The sequence below is a fragment of the Paenibacillus sp. FSL W7-1279 genome (genome assembly GCF_037969845.1).
Lineage (GTDB): Bacteria > Bacillota > Bacilli > Paenibacillales > Paenibacillaceae > Paenibacillus_AQ.
Map to the genome: position 1 here is coordinate 2,728,310 of NZ_CP150215.1, position 21,097 is coordinate 2,749,406.

14 protein-coding genes are annotated in these 21,097 nt (G+C 49.5%); all 14 read left to right on the forward strand.

Annotated features, from left to right (window positions below; translation table 11 throughout):
- Positions 1–85: 85 nt before the first annotated feature.
- Complete coding sequence (locus tag MKY82_RS12095) at positions 86–1,465, forward strand: N-acetylmuramoyl-L-alanine amidase family protein (RefSeq protein WP_194541986.1); 1,380 nt, start codon at positions 86–88, stop codon at positions 1,463–1,465.
- A 39-nt stretch (positions 1,466–1,504) separates the two neighbouring features.
- On the forward strand, positions 1,505–2,104 hold the full coding sequence (locus tag MKY82_RS12100; RefSeq protein ID WP_339296147.1) for a GerMN domain-containing protein: 600 nt from the start codon (positions 1,505–1,507) through the stop codon (positions 2,102–2,104).
- Between the two features lie 78 nt (positions 2,105–2,182).
- Positions 2,183–4,912, forward strand: coding sequence for an S-layer homology domain-containing protein (locus MKY82_RS12105; protein WP_339296148.1), 2,730 nt, complete (start codon positions 2,183–2,185; stop codon positions 4,910–4,912).
- A gap of 85 nt (positions 4,913–4,997) precedes the next feature.
- Positions 4,998–5,669, forward strand: coding sequence for an endonuclease III (nth, locus tag MKY82_RS12110; RefSeq protein ID WP_071218341.1), 672 nt, complete (start codon positions 4,998–5,000; stop codon positions 5,667–5,669).
- 252 nt (positions 5,670–5,921) lie between these two features.
- Positions 5,922–6,203 (forward strand): hypothetical protein, encoded by a 282-nt coding sequence (locus tag MKY82_RS12115; protein WP_006209564.1) that lies wholly within the window; start codon positions 5,922–5,924, stop codon positions 6,201–6,203.
- Between the two features lie 295 nt (positions 6,204–6,498).
- Positions 6,499–10,146 (forward strand): dynamin family protein, encoded by a 3,648-nt coding sequence (locus MKY82_RS12120; RefSeq protein ID WP_339296149.1) that lies wholly within the window; start codon positions 6,499–6,501, stop codon positions 10,144–10,146.
- Positions 10,147–10,669: 523 nt separating this feature from the next.
- Positions 10,670–12,448 (forward strand): ABC transporter ATP-binding protein, encoded by a 1,779-nt coding sequence (locus MKY82_RS12125; protein ID WP_194541990.1) that lies wholly within the window; start codon positions 10,670–10,672, stop codon positions 12,446–12,448.
- Complete coding sequence (locus MKY82_RS12130; RefSeq protein WP_233354817.1) at positions 12,445–14,310, forward strand: ABC transporter ATP-binding protein; 1,866 nt, start codon at positions 12,445–12,447, stop codon at positions 14,308–14,310. Before MKY82_RS12125 ends, MKY82_RS12130 begins: the two co-directional genes overlap by 4 nt.
- A 141-nt stretch (positions 14,311–14,451) precedes the next feature.
- Complete coding sequence (locus MKY82_RS12135) at positions 14,452–14,913, forward strand: GNAT family N-acetyltransferase (protein ID WP_071218337.1); 462 nt, start codon at positions 14,452–14,454, stop codon at positions 14,911–14,913.
- A gap of 353 nt (positions 14,914–15,266) precedes the next feature.
- Complete coding sequence (locus MKY82_RS12140) at positions 15,267–16,010, forward strand: CAP domain-containing protein (RefSeq protein ID WP_339223131.1); 744 nt, start codon at positions 15,267–15,269, stop codon at positions 16,008–16,010.
- Between the two features lie 147 nt (positions 16,011–16,157).
- The gene (locus tag MKY82_RS12145) at positions 16,158–17,009 is read left to right on the forward strand and encodes a GDSL-type esterase/lipase family protein (RefSeq protein ID WP_339223133.1); all 852 of its coding nucleotides are present in this window, start codon (positions 16,158–16,160) and stop codon (positions 17,007–17,009) included.
- Positions 17,010–17,045: 36 nt separating this feature from the next.
- Complete coding sequence (locus MKY82_RS12150) at positions 17,046–18,014, forward strand: ABC transporter ATP-binding protein (protein ID WP_194545132.1); 969 nt, start codon at positions 17,046–17,048, stop codon at positions 18,012–18,014.
- Positions 18,007–18,996 (forward strand): ABC transporter permease, encoded by a 990-nt coding sequence (locus tag MKY82_RS12155; RefSeq protein ID WP_071218334.1) that lies wholly within the window; start codon positions 18,007–18,009, stop codon positions 18,994–18,996. The genes MKY82_RS12150 and MKY82_RS12155 overlap by 8 nt, the downstream gene beginning before the upstream one ends.
- 115 nt (positions 18,997–19,111) lie before the next feature.
- Positions 19,112–21,091: a DNA topoisomerase IV subunit B gene (gene parE / locus MKY82_RS12160; protein WP_220685806.1), complete on the forward strand. Its 1,980-nt coding sequence runs from the start codon at positions 19,112–19,114 to the stop codon at positions 21,089–21,091.
- The last annotated feature ends 6 nt before the right edge of the window (positions 21,092–21,097 follow it).

Here is a 21,097-nt window from a genome sequence, read left to right on the forward strand (position 1 = left end):
GTCTATAGGTTGTCAGGTAATGTCGGACAGGCTGAGTGCAGAAACGCCAATCTGTGGCAAAATAATAGGATGGTAGGGGTGAAGGATGAAGAAGTTCGGTTTTTTAATGTTTCTGGTTGTCATTATGATTGCGTTTCCTAAAATGGCGGATGCGAGTTCGTACAGCGCAAAGATTTACCTGGATGGCCAACAAATCAATCTGTCATCTGGCGTGAAGGTCGAGAACAATAACGGCACCGTCATGGTTCCGATCCGTGTCATATCCGAGAATCTGGGATTTGACGTGTACTGGAACAAGGCGACCAAGACGGTAACTGTCCAAGACGGCTCGCAGACAGTAACGATGGTGATTGGAAGTCAGCAAGCTGACATCAACGGTCAGCGCGTACAAATGACCAAGGCACCTGTTCTACGCGGTGGAACAACACTGGTTCCCATCCGGTTTGTAAGTGAGCAGATGGGCCTTCAAGTAAGATGGGATAACGCGCAGAAGTCCGTCTATCTGACCTCGTCCTACGACGGGAGTAACCCTAGTGAAGAGCCTGGCGTAACTACGTCGACTGTGGACGGCATCAGTTTCAGTGAAAACAGGCTGATGGTCGCCGTTACGGGCAATGCCAAGCCGAATGTATCAAAGCTTAGTAATCCGGACCGTATCGTCATCGATATGGTGAACACGAATTTCTCGGATACGTTCAGCAGCAATGCCAGCTTTGATGACGTGATGAAGACCGGTCAGATGGACGTAACGGGATATCCGGATGTCAAATCCGTACGTTATTCCTTGTACAACAGCAACCCGATGACCGTGCGCATTGTCATTGATCTCAACTATGGCAAAAATTACACCGTTTCAGGCCTTGAGAACGGATCGGGCCTATTCATTGTGGATTTGAATACGGGCTCCAACCCTACACCTGGTACAGGCGGGAAGAAGCTTGTGGTCATAGATGCGGGTCATGGAGACCACGATCCGGGAGCAATCGGGGTAACGAAGAAGAGGGAGAAGGATTTCAACCTCGCGATGGCGCTGAAAGTTGAGAAATTGTTGGCCAAAGAACAAAATATCGAAGTCGTTTTGACTCGCAGTAACGATACTTTCCTCGAGCTGAAGGATCGCGCAAAAATTGCGAATGATCTGAAGGCTGATGTTTTCATATCGATACATGCTAATAGCGGCCCTTCCACTGCAAGCGGAACCGAAACCTATTACTACCATGAATCTGACAAAGCGCTGGCGAATGCACTCCATAAAGAGATCGTAAAGGCTATGGGCTTAAAGGATCGCGGAGTGAGATACGGCAATTTCCATGTCATTCGCGAGACCAAAATGCCTGGCGCTCTGCTGGAAGTCGGGTTCCTGAGCAACAAGACCGATGAGAGCAAGCTATTTGATCCGGCAACGCAGGATCGGGTAGCCGAGGCCATTGTCAGAGGGATCAAAAATTATTTGAAGGTTGATTAACGATACGACAGGGATCGTGATTGCAGGAGGTGGCTACTTTTGAATAAAAAAATATGGTCGGCTGGCCTACTGGCAGCCGTAATGCTGATTGGTGCCGGTTGCGGGCAGAAACCCGGAGCAGCTCCGGACAATACGCCTGGGCAAGTAACGCCTGCACCTGATGATCAGACAGGACAGGATCATAGTGGAGCGTCGAACGGATCAGGCGGATCGTCTACGGGCAGCGGCAGCGAAGTGACAACGCCGGAAGCAAAAACAGAGAGCATCAAAGCCTATTACACGGATCCAGATTTGATGGAGCTGGTAGAAGGTACGGCCGAAATTTCGTATAAGGAAGATCAAGAAAAATACGAAGCGGCGTATCAAGCATTGCAAAAGAGCGATAAGGCCGATATGGTTCCCCTGTGGGAGAAAATCGGACTGAATTCGTTGAAATTTGAAAACGGAGCTCTGACGCTCGATTTGACGGTTCCGGACGAAGCTAACCTGGGTGCAGGCGGCGAGTCGTTTGCCATCGATGCGATCAAAAAAACCTTTTTCCAGTTTGACGAAGTGAAATCACTTCAAATTCTGGTGGATGGTCAGCAGACCGAATCGTTAATGGGTCATGTCGATTTGGAAAATCCGATGACTCGGTAATGATGGTTGAAGGAGATCACGATCTGCTGTCGAATATTAGTATATGATGAAGCAGTAGTTATTGAGAGGGGAAAGAAAATGGTACTTAGACACAGCAAACATGTTCATTCCAAAAAAGTGGTCTCCGCCGTCATGGCCGGACTTATAGCATTCGGAGGCGGGGCTTCGATCGTCTCGGCAGATGAAGAAGCGTCAAATGCGACAACGGCAAATGCATCCCAAACGGCCATAAACGCATTCAGTGACGTTAATGCCGGATATTGGGGAGAAAAGTATATTTATCAGTTAGCAGCACAGGGGATCGTGACCGGGAATAACGGAAAGTTTCGTCCGAACGATCCCGTAACGCAGCAGGAAGCCGTAACGATGGCGATCCGGTTCTTAAGCATGCAGGATCAATTAAGCAACGGCGCTGCGACATTACCGACAAATATTAAAGTGAATGATTATTTTACGAAGTATGTTGAACTGGCTTTTCAGCAAAACCTGCTCGACAAGCAAAAAGAATCCGGATATACGGACGAGAAAGTCATTTGGGGCGCGCAGAAAGCATCCCGGGAATGGATAACCGAAGTCCTTGTCCGTTCCATTGGACGTACGGCGGAGGCTGATGCAGCTAAAAATAAAGCGACAGGCTTTGCGGATAACGCCAAGATATCCCCGGATCGTCTGGGATATGTCAATGTAGCCGTTGAGTTAGGTCTTGCAAAAGGCTTGAACGGCAACAAGTTCGATCCGCAAGGGGCCGTTACCCGTGCCCAGCTTGCAACGTTCCTCAGCCGTGCCCAGGCCTACATTACCACAAATTACGAGAACCAATACAAAGGTTCTATCGCTTCGATCGAGAACGGCAAGCTGGAGCTTTATGCCGATGGCAAGCTGAATTCATTCAAGCTGGATAATTCGACAGCGTATTTCACCTCGGATTCGGAGAAGAGATTGCAATTCTCGGAGATCAATCCTTACACACAAGCAGTGGTCATCGTGAATAACGGAACGGCTGCTTACGTAGAAATTACGGATTCGACCCAGCAAGTGGAGCGGCTTGACCGCACATATGCACGTTTGTCGCCGAACAACGTCATTTGGCTGGATACTGGCAGCACCTTTGAAGAGTTGAGTTACGAGCCAAGCACGGTGTTCCTGGATCAGAACGGAACCAAGATCGATCCAAAGACGCTTGCTGCCGGCAGTCTGCTTACCATTGAGCGTGAAACTTACAGCCCGCAGAAGAAAATTGTATCTATCCGCGTCAAAAGCGGCTTGGTTAACAAGACGGGAGCAGGCATCGTCCAGAACGTGGATACGGTTAACAAAAGAGTAACCCTTAAAGATAGCACCGGTTATGAGGATACGTACACGTGGGATGATGCCACCGTCATTCGATATCAGAATCAGATTTTGGCTCCGGCTGAATTGAAGAGCGGCTACACCGTGAACTTTTCGGTAGAAAACAGCGTTCTGCAGACGATGGAAGTTACGCAAAGCGTCGATCGTACCGTGCAGGCAATGCTTTATTCCGTTGAAGAGAACGGGAAGACCATCACATACAAGCGAAGTGGAAGTACACAGCTCGAAACGAAGTATCTGGCAGAGAAGCCGGAAATCTTTATTAACGGCGTGGCTAAACCTGTTCTGTCCGATTTACTCGCTGATGCCGTATCCGGTGACCAGGTAACACTGACCATTAACGCTGAGGAAAAAATTTCGAAAATCGAAGTAACGGGTCGTCAAATCGAGCAGTTGGATGCCGTTACCGTCGTAAATTACGACGGGAAGACACACTGGCTGACCGTCAAGGATGCGAACAACCAGCCTCGTGTAATCGTCTTGGATGACAAGACGAAGCTGGACTCGAGCTACGGAACCACGCTGGATAAAGTTGGACCACTGCTTGTCTCGGGACGCAAGGTAAGTGTCTCCCTGATTGGTACCCGCGTACTCTCACTAGAAGTGGTATACAAAGTAGAAGGTAAAATTAACAGCATTAATACATCCAAGCAAGTGATTTCGATTATGACCGCTAACGGTAAAGCGGAAGAAATCTCTTACTACAATAGTCCGATTGTGGAAATCTTCGGCAGATCAGGCGCATCCCTGGCAGATTTGCGGATTGGTGACGAAGTGTTAGCCCAGCTGTCGAACAATCAGGATTACTTACAGAGCTTAAAACTCAAAACTTCCGCACAATTTGAGGTTGTTTCAACGGAACCCACAAGGAACCGTATTCGAGTGAAAGCAAACGGCTCCACAAGCGATATTTATACCGATAAATCCATATTGACCGGCGAAACCGGACAAGCAATTCTGCTCGGTGATTTGCGTCCGGGAGCACTCGTTAATATAACGTTCCAAGGCTTAACGCCTGTAGCGGTAGCTGAAGTTAAATTGACGCTTGGCGAAGTGACAAGCGTTGATGTTTCCGCAAATGCATTGACCACGAAGGATTATTCAGGCAATAGCCAGACGTTAGGTGTAAGCGGCGGAGTTAAAGTCGTTAAGAATGGTTCAACGGCTTCGAATTTAAGCGCATTGACCTCAGGAGATCGCGTAGAGATTCGAAAGGACATTCAGGGCGTTACCATTATCCAGGTTCTGGAGAAGGTTGAACGTGCATTCTGGCAGGCAAGCAATACGGAAATTCAAGTAAAACGCAAATCGATTAACGATAATTTCCGGTATGTATTATCGGATAAAGTATTTGTTCATCAAGGTGACACTACTTTGTCCGTGCAATCCCTTAAGGAAAATGATAATATTGTACTGTACTTAAACAACGGTGTCGTTGTTGAGATCGTAAAACAGTAAATTATCGACCAGGGATTGCTCGAGAAACACCGTCTTGATGCGGGGATTTCCGCATCAAGATTTTTTTTTGCGGGAGGGAAATCATATGAATGCGGCAACGGTACGGCATATTTTGGACACGATGGAGAGCATGTTTCCGGATGCACATTGCGAACTGCATCACAGCAATGCGTTTGAGCTGACCATCGCCGTGCTGCTGTCCGCCCAGTGCACGGATGAAACGGTTAATAAAGTGACAAAGGATCTGTTTCAGAAATACAAAACGCCTCTGGATTATGTATCGGTACCGATCGAGGAACTTGAGCAGGATATTAGGCGGATCGGATTATACCGGAATAAGGCCAAACATATTCAGAATTTGTGCAGGATTCTGATCGAACAGTATGGCGGTGAGGTACCGGAAGCTCATGATGAGCTGGTCAAATTACCTGGGGTTGGACGTAAGACAGCCAATGTCGTCGTTTCCAATGCCTTTGGTGTGCCTGCCATCGCGGTAGACACGCATGTGGAGCGGGTTTCCAAGCGACTTGGACTGGCCGCCTGGAAAGATTCCGTGCTGGAAGTGGAGAAAAAGCTGATGAAGCGGGTACCGCGTGAAGAATGGACGCTGACCCATCATCGGATCATTTTTTTCGGACGGTATCACTGTAAGGCTCAAAATCCGCAATGCCCGGTATGCCCATTGCTGGATGTTTGCCGTGAAGGAAAGAAACGTATGAAAACCTTAGCAGTCAGGAAGAATAAGGAACAACTGTAAAACAGCAAGAAATAGACAAAAAAGAGGTTCATCTGATTCGTTGGAAACACGGTACTTTAATGAATAGCTAGCGAAATGGACATAATTGCAAGCAAGCGCAATGCTTGCCTTTGTCTCCGGATTTCTATCTTTAGCCGCATGGGTGAATGGAAATCTGGAAACAACAGTGGTCAAAAGTCGGTTTTTCGCGAGGTAAAAGAGACGGTATCCTGGATCGGCATGAGCTAAATTTAAAAGAGGATGGGATTACACATGAAATGCATCTCTGTTTACACCGACAATTTTGAATTGTTCTCAGATATTTTTGAACATGTGGTGGAGAGCCAAAGCCAACTGAGTGAGAATGAAGAGCAAGAAGTCGAAGGCGTGACGTTCAGTCATTCCGGGGATGCTCCCGAGCATTATCTGGAGCGTATGTCGCAGAAGCCTGAAGTGGTGGTCATGCGCGATAAATCACGCGGGTTAACCATTCTGCAGCACGGAAATGTATTCGAAATTTTAATTCCGGCAGAAGAAAACACCGTTGTATCTTAAGTTCTTCAAATTTGATGTTTTAAAATATGAGATAAACCTGGTTCTTCAGGGTGATCGAGTGTGTACTTTCAGCTCATACCTCCTGTATGTGCTGGCATCAAGAAGGTTTGGACCCATGGCAGGCAAGGAAGATCACTTCCTTGACCTGCCATTTTGCATAGATAAAGGACTGTTATATCAAGACAACGGCCGAAAATGAAATGCAATGATTCCTTTACAGTGCAAGCGGTGATAAAATAAAATGATGTGAATAGAATGTGTCAGAAATTGAGAGATCAATGGACAGGAGCGAGAAATGACATTGAAGTTGATGGCTGAGCATGAAATCGGATACAGTGTTACGGAGCTAACCAGAGTTCGGGACCGTTTTTTGGAGTGGAATGACGAATCTTCCTCCGCTTTGACGGAGGATTTAATACGCAAGGGTACAGGTGGTGAGCTGACGCTGGCCTTCTGCGGACATTTTTCCGCAGGGAAGTCGAGCATGATTAATGCGCTTTGCGGCAAAAAGGTACTGCCCTCGGGTCCGGTACCGACCAGTGCGAATGTGGTTACAATCCGAAGCGGTGAGCCACGTGCGTTGATTCACCGATCTGCTGCGGAGCCTGGAGAGCCTTTAACGGTAACAATCGACGAACTTGCCGAATACTGCAAGGAGGGCCGGGAGTATTCCGCGATTGAAGTGTGGGATGATGTGCCGCTGCTTGGCGAAGATGGCGTCTTGATGGATACCCCCGGGGTTGACTCAACGGATGACGGGCACCGGCTTGCCACGCATTCTGCCCTCCATATGGCTGACATCGTTTTTTACGTCATGGATTATAATCATGTGCAGTCCGAGAGTAATCTGATGTTTGCCAAGAGTTTGTCCGATTGGGGCAAACCGCTGTATCTGATCGTCAATCAGATCGACAAGCATCGTGATGACGAGTTGACGCTTTCTGCTTATCTGAATGACGTGAAGAAGGCGTTCGCCCAGTGGAAGATCACGTATAAGGGGCTGCTATGCACTTCGCTTAAAGCTCAGGATCATCCCTATAATCAATGGGGGCTTCTAAAGTCCTTGATCGGTGAACTGATATCTCATAAGGAGCCGTTGCTGCGCTACAGCGTATCCTGCTCCATTCGTCATGCTGCCGATCAGCATGTGGAGGCCTATACCAGAAGCCATCAGGAAGAGAAGGAGCGGCTGCTGGAGGAAATGGGCGGCGAGGAGGCCGCAGCGGCGATGAAAGCACGGCTGCAGGAGCTGGAGGATCAAAAAAGAACCGTCCAGCTGCTGCCAGAGACCGTTCGCTCGGAGCTGCGCAAAGAAGCGGATATCCTTCTGGCAAACGCCAATCTGACCCCGGCGGATGTTCGGGATTTAAGTCTGGCCTTTCTGGAAAGCCGCAAAAGCGGGTTTAAAGTCGGGTTTCTGTTCACAGGCGGCAAGACGGAGGAGGAGCGTCGGCGCCGACTGGAGGCTTTCTATCATCGATTGGAGGAACAGACCGCATCGCAGATCGATTGGCATCTGCGTTCGCTGTTCCGTAAAAGCGTGGAACAGCATACGAAGTGGAATACCGAATGGGAGAGCCTGATGGACGCTGAGCTTCCCGGTGTGCGGGAGGATATGATTACGCGGATCGTGAATCCGGAAGCGACGGTGTCCGGCGAATACGTACTGAACTATAACCGGGAGCTGGCCGAGGAAATCAAGGGCAGCTACCGCAGGGCCGTGTTGGTGCTGGCCGACCGGCTGAAGGCGGTATTGACGGACGCTGCGGCCGTCCGTCTGCAGGACCTGGAGCGCCAGGGTGCCGAGCTCCTGGCGCAATCTGCGGCTTCCGCCAGCTATGCAGCCCTGCAGCAGGCGGAAGCCGCCCGTGCGGCCGAGCTGGCGCAGCTGCTCCCGTCGCGCACCTCCCTCACTCCCGGCCTCCTGCCAGAGGTGAGGGAGCCGGAAGGGCAGCCCGCGCCAGCGGCTGCCCAGGGCGGTGCCCCGGCGGCGCAGCCGGGGCACGGGCGCACGGCGCCCCGCGCCGCCGGGACGCAGGCGGCGGCACCGCAGCGGCGCCAGCGGCTGGATGCCGCGGCAGCCGAGCTGCGCGCGGCGGTCGCGCTGCTGGCGCCGCATCCCGCGCTGGCATCGGCCGCGCGGGATATAACCGCCCGCGCGGATGCGCTTGCGGGCGGCTCGTTCACTTTGGCGCTGTTCGGCGCGTTCAGCGCCGGGAAGTCCTCCTTCGCCAATGCTCTGCTTGGCGAGTCGGTATTGCCGGTATCACCGCACCCGACAACGGCGGCGGTGAACCGGATTGTGGCACCGGCAGAAGGGAAAACCCATGGTACCGCAGACGTGCGCATGAAGAGCCGCGAGATGTGGTGGGACGATTTGAAGTACTCCTTCAGCGTGCTGGGTCTCCAAGAACCAACTCCGAGCAATTGGCGAAGCGCGGCAGAAGCATTGAATCCGGCCGGTATTCATCCGGCAGGATTGCCGCATTATGGGTTTCTGAAGGCTGCGGCAGCCGGCTTTGACATGATGGAGACCAAACTGGGTAAGACAGAAACCGTAGAGCTGGCGGAATATCGGGGCTATGTGGCCGACGAAACCAAATCCTGTTTTGTTGACGGGATAGATCTGTATTACAGCTGTCCGATGACAGAGCAGGGGATCGTGCTGGTGGATACGCCTGGAGCCGATTCCCTTCATGCCCGGCACACCGGCGTAACGTTCAATTATATTAAAAATGCGGACGCTATCGTATACGTAACGTATTACAACCATGCTTTCTCCAAAGCGGATCGGCAATTCCTGTCCCAGCTGGGCAGGGTTAAAGACAGCTTTGCGCTGGATAAAATGTTTTTTATCGTCAATGCCGCAGATCTTGCACAATCCGAAGAGGAACTGGATGAGGTGGTGAAGCATGTTCGTACCAACCTGACGTCCAGCGGGGTAGGCAGCCCGCATATCTTCCCTGTTTCCAGTTTGGCAGCGCTGGATAGTAAGCTGTATGGGGATGAAGCGAAATTGCAGGAATCGGGGTTCCCGGTATTTGAAGATGCGCTTAGCCGTTTTGCGGTTGAAGAGCTGCCAAGGCTTTCAGAGCGCGCCGGTTATGATGAACTGGCTTCGGTGAGGGATCGAATCAGAGCTTGGGCCGATATGGCAGCCCAGGATGAGACCACGCGTGAGCGTAAAATCGTGGAGCTGGAAGAGGTTCACAAACGAGCCTTATCCCGTCTTGCGGTTTTAACGGAGATTAACATGTCCCGTGATATCGCGCAGGAAAGCAGCGAGCTGCTGTTTCATGTACGGCAGCGGCTGGATTATGCCATGAACCGTTTCTTTCAGGAGTCGTTTAATCCTTCCGTGCTTCGGGAGGACGCAGGTCACCTGAAATCGGCCTTTGCGGCTTGCGGGCGTGATTTGATGCGGACGATGTCCACGGAGCTGGATCAGGAGTTATGGGCAACAACGCTTCGATTAGAGATGGCCGGCCGCAAATTAACCGAAGACGCAGCGCTTAAAGCAGCAGCGGATATCAACGGTATGGCCGAGGGCTTGTCCCTTGCCATCCGGCGGGATAAGGACTGGTCACCGCCGGAGCTGGAAGAAACGGAATTGCAAATACAAGGGGATTGGTTGGCCTTCTGGTCGACATTTAAGAACCCGAAGCATTTCTTTGAGGGCAGCGGAAGCTCCAAGCTTCGAGAAGCGGCAGAGCCGAAGGTGAAGGAAGCCGTGGCGAGTGTGGTGAGCATTCGGGAAGAGCAGCTGACGGACCACTATGTTCGGATGAGTGTACGTTCATTGCAGCATCATGTATCGGTGTTGGAGGAACAGCTGAAGGAATCCATGGCTGCCATCCTCGGTTCGCTGCAGGACGGTCAATCTCCGTTGATGTGGAGTAAGCTGGCGAATGAGCTGGAAGCTATGATTCAGGCGGCTCGGTAATGGCGGATCTTATGCCATAACATGTGCACACAACGAAAAGTGTAGATGTTGGAGTCTGAAGCTTCCATACGAATAACGATGCTATGCAGGTCTAAACTCCAATCGCATACTTTTCCATCAAAGGGCGTCCCAAATGCCATCCTGGCGGGGCGCCTTTTTTCCTATGCTCGTTCGGGTGGATAAGGTCAAGAGGATGGTATGACGTATTTTAATCCGTTACAACGTTCGCACTGGGGTGAAAACGGCTTAGGATTTTACCCTTTTTCAAGCATGTTCAAAAAAGTCGGAAATCGTGGATGAAGCCTGATGGTTGAAGGGACTGACAATGTGATTATATCCCCTAGTATTAATGAGAATTTCCGATGATTTCATTATGAAACAAAGATAAGTTATACTATTTGCCCCCTTTAGGTCCTTTTGGCTCATTTATGGCGGTTTTCCCTCTTTGCCGCGGGTTCAGGTCGATGATAAACTTCATAAATGCTACATAACCTGAACGAAAATAATCCAAAGGAGGATAAACATGAATGTTCTCAGGCAACTGCAGGGCTTCTTTTGGGAGAAACGAAGTTATCTTTTTCTTTCCATGCTGTGTCTGGCGATTGCAACCGCTTTAGGACTTGTCTATCCGCATCTGTTAAAAGTGCTGATTGACGATGCAATCAAGCTGGAGAATTACGGTATCGTACCGCAGCTGGCACTCACTGTACTGGGTGTGGTCATCCTTAAAGCTTTCATGCAGTTTTTGCACGGATTTTTTGGGGGGAGGCTGGGGAACTACCTGGCTTATGCACTACGAAACGCCTGCTATGAAAAATTGCAATTTCTATCGTTCCGTTACTATGACACGGCTCGGACCGGGGATTTGATGTCACGGCTGACGGGCGATTTGGAAGCGATTCGAATGTTTATCGGCTTCGGTTTTGCTCAGCTGCTCAATCTGGTATTGATGGTGACTTTCGGTTCCATTATGATGTTTACCATTAGCTGGAAATTGACGCTCGTAACTTTGGTAGCGATGCCATTTTTGGTTGTGGCGGCTCTAAAGTTCGAATCCAAGATCCATCCGGCGTTCCAGGAGATGCGTCTGGCACTAAGCTCGCTGACGACCGCGGTTCAGGAGAATATCACGGGTGTTCGTACCGTAAAGTCTTTTGCTCGCGAGCCTCACGAAGTGGAGAAATTCTCCGAACGGAATGAGCGTTACAAAACCAACCAGATATTTGCCTCTTCCCTATGGGCCCGTTACTTCCCGATGATGGAGCTCTTCGCGAATATCAGTGTCGTCATTTTGCTAGCCGTCGGCGGAGCGATGGTCATCCAAGGTTCCATGACGGTAGGGGAACTGGCAGCTTTCTTTACTTTGATCTGGTACATAATCGGCCCGCTTTGGGGAATCGGGTTTCACATTAATAACTACACGCAGTCCAAGGCATCGGGTGAACGGGTATTGGAGCTGCTGAATCAGCCGATCGATGTCGAAGACCGTGAGCGTGCGGTAGATTTGGTGCCAAGCGAGGTGAAGGGTCATGTCGTATTTGATAATGTCACCTTTGCTTACGGTAACAAGATGGCGGCCGTCAAAGATATTAATCTGGATGCTCGTCCCGGCTCCGTGATTGGCCTGCTTGGGGGAACGGGGTCTGGTAAATCGACCATTATCCAGCTCTTGATGCATGCCTACAATGTGAATCAGGGCAGCATCAAATTAGACGGCATGAACATTAATGATATAAAGATCCGGAGTCTGCGCAGCCAGATTGCCACGGTCTTTCAGGAGACCTTCTTGTTCTCGTCCAGCATCCGCAACAATATTTCTTACGGCATGAAGGACGTTAGCATGGAAGAAATTATCCGTGTTGCAAAGCTGGCCAAAGCCCATGACTTTATTATGGAAATGAAGGATGGTTACGATACCATTGTCGGCGAACGGGGGATGGGACTTTCCGGCGGACAGAAGCAGCGGATTGCGATTGCACGAGCCCTTCTGAAAGATCCGAAAATCCTGATCCTGGATGATGCCACCAGTGCTGTAGATATGGAAACCGAGCATGAAATTCAGTCCGGCTTCCAGGAAGTCATGAACGGCAGAACGACATTTATTATCGCTCACCGGATTTCTTCTTTGCGTCATGCGGATGAAATTCTCGTTCTGGATGAGGGAAGAGTTGTGCAGCGCGGCAAGCATAACGATTTGATTGCAGTGCCGGGGCCTTATCAGGATGTATACAAAATACAATATGCGGACCTTATTGCGAAGCAAGCTCAAGCAGGAGGCACGCAAGGGCAGGTGCAAGCATGAACGCCAATGTAAATACTGAACCGCATCAAAAGCAAAAGATTCCGAGGCCGCGGAAGCCTTCGGAAGAAACGAATGAACGTTTTGTATACAAGGACGACGATGCGATTGAAAAGCCGTTTAACTGGGCGCAGCTGACGCGTCTGATCTCGTATATGAAACCTTACGCCAAACAGATTCTCCCGTTGATCGGCCTTATGATGGTCATCGGTACCATAACGAAGCTGGCCATTCCGTTCTTGACCAGTTTGGCAATCGACCAGGCCATAGACCCGAGGGATGGCAACCCGAGCTTAACCCTATTGTATCAGATTACAATCGCGGTTCTTGCGATGTATATCATTCAATGGGTTGCAGGAATATTTCGTATCAGATTTACGAATATCATCGGTCAGCGGGTCATTTATGACCTGCGAGCAGATCTGTTCCAGCACATTCAGCGCTTATCCTTCAATTTCTTCGACAAGCGTCCGGCTGGATCTGTGCTGGTCCGGGTTACGAATGATGTTAACTCCCTGCAGGATTTGTTTACCAACGGGGTTGTCAACCTGATCATCGACTGCGTGCAGTTAGTAGGTATTGTCGTTATTCTTTTGTTAATAAACTGGAAGCTCGGTCTTGCTGTTATTGTCACGGTACCGATCATGTTCTTCATCTCGACGAAACTCCGTGTACGCATCCGGCGTGCATGGCAGGATGTACGGATTCGGAACTCGCGGATTAACTCTCACTTGAATGAATCGATTCAGGGGATCCGCGTAACCCAAGCTTACACGCAAGAAGAAGAGAATATGAAGTTCTTTGATAACATGAACATGGACAGCAAAAAGTCCTGGGATAAAGCGTCCGCCATGAACCAAGGGTTTGGGCCTCTTATCGAAATTACCGGCGGTTTCGGTTCATTGATCTTGTTCTGGCTCGGTGCCGTGTTGATCCAGCAAGGCGAGCTCACCATCGGTCTGTTAATTGCCTTCACCCAATATGTCGGAAACTTCTGGGAGCCGATCAACCGGCTTGGCCAAATGTATAACCAATTGCTTGTCGCCATGGCTTCCTCTGAACGTATTTTTGAGTTTATTGACGAGAAGCCGAGCATTGATGATCAGCCTGGGGCGAAGAAATTGCCAACGATTAAAGGGGACATCAAGCTGGAGAATGTGGTGTTCGAATACGAAAAAGGACGTCAGGCTCTCAAAGGGATCAATCTGAATGTAAAGGCAGGCCAGTCGATTGCGCTTGTCGGTCATACCGGATCAGGCAAGAGTACCATCATTAATCTGCTCAGCCGATTCTATGATATTACCGAAGGTAAGCTAACGATTGACGGATACGATATCCAATCGGTGACGGTGGAAAGCCTCCGCAATCAGATTGGCATCGTGCTGCAGGATACCTTTATATTCTCCGGCACGATTCGCGATAATATCCGGTTTGGCCGTCTGGATGCGACCAATGAGGAGATTGAGGATGTAGCCAAGGCGGTCGGCGCCCATGAATTCATCGTTCAGATGCCGGGGGGTTACGATACCGAGGTTGAAGAACGCGGGAATATGCTGTCTATGGGTCAGCGGCAGCTGCTGTCCTTTGCCAGGGCGCTCCTTGCCGATCCGCGGATTCTGATTCTGGATGAAGCAACGGCGAGTATCGATACCGAGACGGAGTTGAAAATTCAAGAAGCTCTTAAAGTGCTGCTTCAGGGCCGAACCTCCTTCATCGTGGCGCACCGTTTATCAACGATCCGCCATGCCGATCATATCGTTGTGCTGGATCACGGTAAGATTATCGAAGAAGGAAATCACAGCCAGCTTATGCAGAAGCAGGGTACGTACCATGGGTTGATTGAAGCACAATACCGATTTTTGTAAAAACGGCTTAACAAAGGTTTAACAAAACCGACACAAATGTAAAAAAAATGTCGCTCGATACTTGCAATCTTCTTCATAAACTTACAAAATAGAAGTAGAGTTTACTCAGAATTCATAGAAGAAGGGAAGCATGAGGGTATAATGAGCATCGAAAGCGTATTATCTGCGCCTGCACTGCTGATTCGAAACTTTGAGAAGAATGATTTGGAAGCTGTCACATCCTTGATGCGCGAACTGAATTATCCGACCACGCTGAATGTCATGCGTGAACGGATGGAAGCGATGAACGACAATCCTTTGTACGGCAATCTGATTGCTGAAGTTGATGGTGTTGTTGTTGGTATGATCATGCTTCGTCAAGTCAAATCCTTCACTATGACCGAACCGGTCACTCAAATTACTTCGGTTATTGTAACCTCAAGCTACCGCGGCCAAGGAATTGGCAAAAGATTGATTCGCGGTGCAGAGACATGGGGAAGACAGCATGGTAGCCACCTCTTGTTTCTCACAAGCGGCAACCGGGAAGAACTTGCTCCCGCACATGCATTTTATGAGCATATTGGATTTGAAAAGGCTGGATATCAGTTTAGTAAAAAGCTGTAATCCAGGGGCTTTTCATGAACCCATCCCATTTTTGGGATGGGTTTTTTCTTTGTCATGGCCTAAAAATCGATCGAAAGACCACCGATATAAAAAGAGATTCATCGCTTGAATCAGGCATCGACCACTACATATGATCTGGGACAAGTGCCGACTTGATCACCTATGTATAGGTAGGAATTCAAGGTCGCTTTTCCAACAATTGTAGGATTGCCCAAGGTATCAAATGTGTTACAATGTGTTCGTACGAGATTACAAAAATGTAACTATTGTTTGATCGTCCAGCACCCTTGAAATTCATCTTAGAACGGGCGGTCAAGCAAACTCACAACTATGAGCATAGGAGATGAGCATTTATGAACAACCATTGGATAAAGAAAATCGCAGGCGGCAGCATTGCTGCTGTACTGGCTGTCGGTATCATGCTGCCCACTACGGCATCCGCAGCACCTGCTGAGAGCAATAATTATGTAAATTGGCAGCAAAAGATCCAGAAGTTCCTGGAAAGCCAAGGTTTTGAATCCCAGTTTAAATGGGTGGTTCAGAAGCCGCAAACGGAAAAACCTCAGGCAGACAAACCTGTTGAAACTCCGCAAACCAGCAAGCCAGAAACCACTAAACCAGAAGCGACGCAACCTGAAACCAGCAAACCGGAAACAAGCAAGCCTGAGACTAGCACTCCAACTACAAAACCGTCCCAGCCTTCCGAGCCGGCGGGTACAACGGAACAATCGAATTTTGCTTCCGAGGTTGTCACATTGGTGAACAAAGAACGTGCGAATGCAGGTCTGAAGCCGCTCACGGTCCATGCTAAGCTAACAACCGTAGCGCTGGATAAAGCGAAGGATATGAGTAATAACAATTACTTCAGCCACACTTCACCGACACATGGTTCGCCATTTGATATGATGAAAGCTTACGGTATTTCTTACGGCTATGCCGGCGAGAATATTGCTAAAGGGCAACGTACGCCTCAAGAAGTAATGAACTCCTGGATGAATAGCCAAGGTCATCGTGAAAACATCCTGTCTCCGAATTTCACCATGATCGGTGTTGGATATTATAACGGATATTGGGTTCAAGAATTCATCAGTCAATAAGCACTTATCTTGTTTCATATGAAGAGGCTGCCCCGGTCACGCATCGAAAGATTGCGTCCGGGGCAGTCTTCTTTGCGTGTTTTGATTTGCAAATTTTATATAGAAGTCTTAAGGTAATGTAATGAGGAGTTTTGTAGGGGGAATGTCATGAAATCATCTGCATGGATATGGCGAATCACTGCCTCCGTGTCGGTTATTGTAACGATTGTGCTCATTATCGGTTTTATGTATGCGTTCAAAGATATTAATGATCCGCAAGGACAGCCCTTGCTGACCGGTGGCGGATCCGAGGCGTCCGATGAAGAGACAGCGCCGGAACAGCCGGGGAGCGATCCGTCACAACCGGTTTTGCCCCATGATTTAAAGGTAACTGCGATTGGAGATTCACTGGCCAAGGGAACAGGGGACAACACCGGGAGCGGTTTTGTCCGCCGAAGCGTGGATCAATTAAATGGCGATGGACGAACAGCGAGCCTGCTGGCAAATCTGGCCATAAACGGAATGACTACCGAAGCACTGCTTCCCAAGCTGGATGACAAGGGAATACAGTATGCCTTGAAGCAAGCCAATGTGATTATGCTTTCGATCGGAGGCAATGATATATTTCAAGGCAGCGGGCTGATGGACGGGGCGGCGGATTCCGATGAGCTGGAGCTTGAACCTGCCAAGCTGATGGCCGCATTGCCGCAGGCCTCTGAACGCCTGCAGGCGATTCTGGAGAAGATTCGCGCCATTAATCCGGATGCCCGAATCGTTTATATCGGTCTCTATCATCCTTTTTCCGATTTGGAGGATTTGCTCATACCCGGCAATATCGTGGTCTCTGCCTGGAATCATTCGGTCATGGAGATTGTGAACCGGGATCCCAATATGACATTGGTCCCTACGTTTGATCTGTTTCAGCACAAGCTGGGCGAGTATCTGTCCTCGGACCATTTTCATCCGAACGGGGAAGGATATCAGGCTATAGCGGATCGAATTGTAGAGGGGATGCTCTAGGCATGATGAGGATGTCATATGGGGAGTTGGAAAACGATGAATGAACAAGCTCAAGAAATCGTGTTATCTGTCCAGCATGTAAAAAAGAAAATCGGTCGAAAATGGATTATACATGATGTGTCGTTCGACGTGCGCGCAGGCGAAATTTTCGGGTTCTTGGGGCCGAACGGGGCAGGAAAGACGACCACGATCCGGATGCTGGTTGATCTGATCAAACCGACCTCCGGCAAGATCGAGGTCTGCGGTTATGATGTGAACCGCCAGCAGGAGCAGGCGCTGCGTTATATCGGTTCCATCGTGGAGAATCCTGAAATGTATTCATATATGACGGGGTGGGAAAATCTTGAGCATTTTGCGCGAATGCAGCCCGGCATTGACCAGCAGCGAATACAGGAAGTTGTGGATACGGTGAGATTGGATCGAAGAATTCATGACAAGGTGAGCACGTATTCTCTGGGAATGCGGCAGCGGCTCGGGATAGCCCAAGCCCTGCTCGGCAGACCGAGGCTGCTCATTCTTGACGAGCCGACAAACGGTCTTGATCCGAAAGGGATCAAAGAGATGCGGCAGTTCATCCATCGGTTAGCCGAGGAAGGGTTGGCTGTTTTTGTCTCGAGTCATCTGCTGAGCGAAATCCAGCTGTTATGCGATCGCGTGGCGATCATCAGCAGCGGAAGAGTGCTTGCGGTTGGCGAGGTCGAAGAATTGATTGCCGGCAACAGCGATCATGTGATATGGGATCTGAATCCCGCCGTGCAAGGGAAACGGATATTGCAAAAGCTGGATTATTGCCACATCGTCGAACGCCCCGAGGACGTGCTCGACGATAATTTGCTCGCAGGCATGTCTCCGGACGCTGTTGTGACCCGCATGAGCACTACATACACGTCAAGAGCTGTGGAACGGCTGGTAGCTGCGGGAGTACAGGTCCGGGAGGTTCATCGGATCAATCCTACGCTGGAGCAGCTGTTCCTGCAGATGACGGAGGGTGAGAGTATTGAGTAACCTGTTGCCCCTGATCAAAAACGAGTGCATCAAAATTATCAAACGAAAGCGGTTTTATGTTGTCCTTCTCGTTCTTCTTGTTCTGGTTCCTATGTTTACTTATGCGCAGATGAAGTCAGCTGAACGGAGCCGGGAGAAGTTCAACAGTGATTGGCGGCTTGAACTTCAGCAGCGAATCACGGATAATGAGAATTCGCTTAGCAGTGACAGGGTGCCGGATGAATGGAAACGATATAGGCAAATCTTTATTCAGCAAATGCAGTATTATTTGCAGCATGATGTGAATCCTAATCAACCAAACGGGGTTACGTTTACACGGGAATTTTTGAATAATGCGATATCCCTGTTTATCCCGCTGCTCATTATGGCTATCGCCTCGGATATCGTCTCTGGTGAACGGACGACCGGTACTATCAAAATGCTGCTGACAAGGCCTGTGAAGCGATGGAAGGTGCTGCTCAGCAAACTGATCGCCTTGATCATGTTTACGTCTCTTATTGTCGTTTCCACCTTTGTCATAGCCTATCTGATCTCCGGCCTAGCCTTCGGATACAAGGGATTTGACATACCGGTATTCACGGGATTCCAAATTGTTGGGTCTGATGTGGATATGTCCGGCGTTCATGCTGTTCCACAGTGGAAGTATTTGCTGATGCAGGGTGGATTGGTGTGGTTTGTCGGCGTATGCGTCGGTATGCTGGCTTTTATGGTGTCCGTGCTGGTTCGAAGCACGGCGGCGAGTATTGTGATCATGATGGCCGCATTGATTGCCGGAAATATTCTGACGAATATGGCATCGGCCTGGAGCAGCGCGAAATATTTGTTCATGGTAAACCTCAATTTAACGAATTATTTAGCAGGCAATTTGCCGCCAATTGAGGGGATGACTTTGAATTTTTCTCTTGCCGTATTGGCCGTCTGGGCCATTTGTGCGGTTATTGTTTCATTCAGTGTCTTTACGAGAAGGGATATCTTGAATTAAAATGGACAAAGCATGAAACATTTGTTTGCATTTTTTAGGGAACAGCGTTCTTCTAAAATATTGAAATGTAGAAATAGAAATACACGAGATACGTGAAATTGAAGGAGGAGCATGAATGGTCGAACAGATCGATATGTTTGCAGAGTCATCGAAGAACGGCGGTAACAACCGTTCAGGATACGATGCTGACGACATTCAAGTGCTCGAAGGCCTCGTTGCGGTGCGCAAACGGCCAGGCATGTACATAGGGAGCACAAGCTCGTCAGGCTTGCATCATCTGGTATGGGAAATTGTGGACAACGCCGTAGACGAGCATTTGGCCAAGTACTGCTCGAGAATTGAAATTACATTGCATAAAGACGGATCCGCGACGGTGTACGACAACGGACGCGGTATTCCAACCGGAATGCACAAGACAGGCATCCCCACCCCGCAGGTTGTATTTACGATTTTGCATGCCGGCGGTAAATTCGGTGGTTCCGGATATAAGAAGTCCGGCGGTCTTCATGGCGTTGGCGCATCCGTAACCAATGCGCTGTCCGAGTGGCTGGAGGTTGAAATTTACCGTGACGGTAAAATTCATCGCCAACGATTTGAATACTGGCAGGACAAAAAAGGAAAAGAGCATGTCGGGGAACCTGTAACGGGTCTTGAGGTGCTTGGCAATACGAACAAAACAGGGACGAAGATTACGTTTAAACCGGATGCGCGCGTGTTTACCGCGGGAACACATCTGAACTACGACACGCTTGCAGAGCGCTTACAGGAAATTGCCTTCCTGAACTCCGGACTCCGGATTGTATTGAAAGACGAGCGCAGCGGCAATGGGGAAGAGTTTTTCTATGAAGGCGGCGCAAGCCAGTTCGTTCAGTTCCTGAATGAAGGCAAGGACGTGCTGCATGATGTGATCCATTTTTACGCGGAGAAGGATGATATCGAAGTTGAAATCGCCCTTCAATATAATGCGGGATATACCGAAACGTTGGCTTCTTTCGTTAACTCCATCCCGACGCGCGGGGGGGGTACGCATGAGACGGGTTTTAAGACAGCTTACACCCGTGTCATGAATGATTATGCCCGCAAGAACAGTCTTTTGAAGGAAAAGGACAAGAACCTGGAAGGCAATGATCTTCGGGAAGGCATGATGACCGTGATCAGCGTCAAGATGGCTGAGGTCGAATTTGTCGGACAGACCAAGGACCAGTTGGGAAGCGCTTCTGCGCGCAGTGCGGTTGACAGCATTGTCACCGAGAAGATGCAAATCTTCCTCGAGGAGAATCCGCAGATCGCACAAACGCTGCTGAAGAAGGCCATCCAGGCTTCCAAAGCGCGTGAAGCCGCCCGTAAAGCAAGGGATGAGATGCGCACCGGCAAGAAGCGCAGCGAAAGCTCCAATCTGGGCGGCAAGCTGACGCCTGCGCAGTCCAAGGACTTTACGAGAACCGAATTGTTTATAGTCGAAGGGGACTCCGCTGGCGGTTCTGCGAAGCAGGGACGGGATTCGAAAATCCAGGCTATACTGCCTCTTAAAGGGAAACCGATGAATCCGGAGAAATCGAAGCTGGCCGACATCCTGAAGAATGATGAATACCGAGCAATTGTATCTGCCATTGGTGCAGGGATCGGTACGGAGTTTACCGCCGGGGACAGCAATTATTCGAAAATCATCATCATGACGGATGCGGATACGGATGGCGCTCATATTCAGGTGCTGCTGCTTACGTTCTTCTACAGATACATGAAACCTTTAATTGATGAAGGCCGCGTCTACCTTGCGCAGCCTCCTCTGTATAAAATCGCCAGCAAATCCGGGAAGCTGGAAACCGTTCGGTATGCCTGGACGGATGAGCAGCTGGCTAATTATTTGAAGGAATTCAAAAACTTTGAGCTGCAGCGTTACAAAGGTCTGGGCGAGATGAACCCGGAGCAATTATGGGAAACGACGATGAACCCGGAAACACGGACATTGCTGCAGGTACAAATCGATGATGCTGCCAAAGCGGAGCGTCGTGTGTCTACGCTGATGGGAGATAAAGTAGATCCCCGCAAACGGTGGATCGTAGAAAATGTAAACTTCGCAGAGTTTGAGGAATAGAAGGTG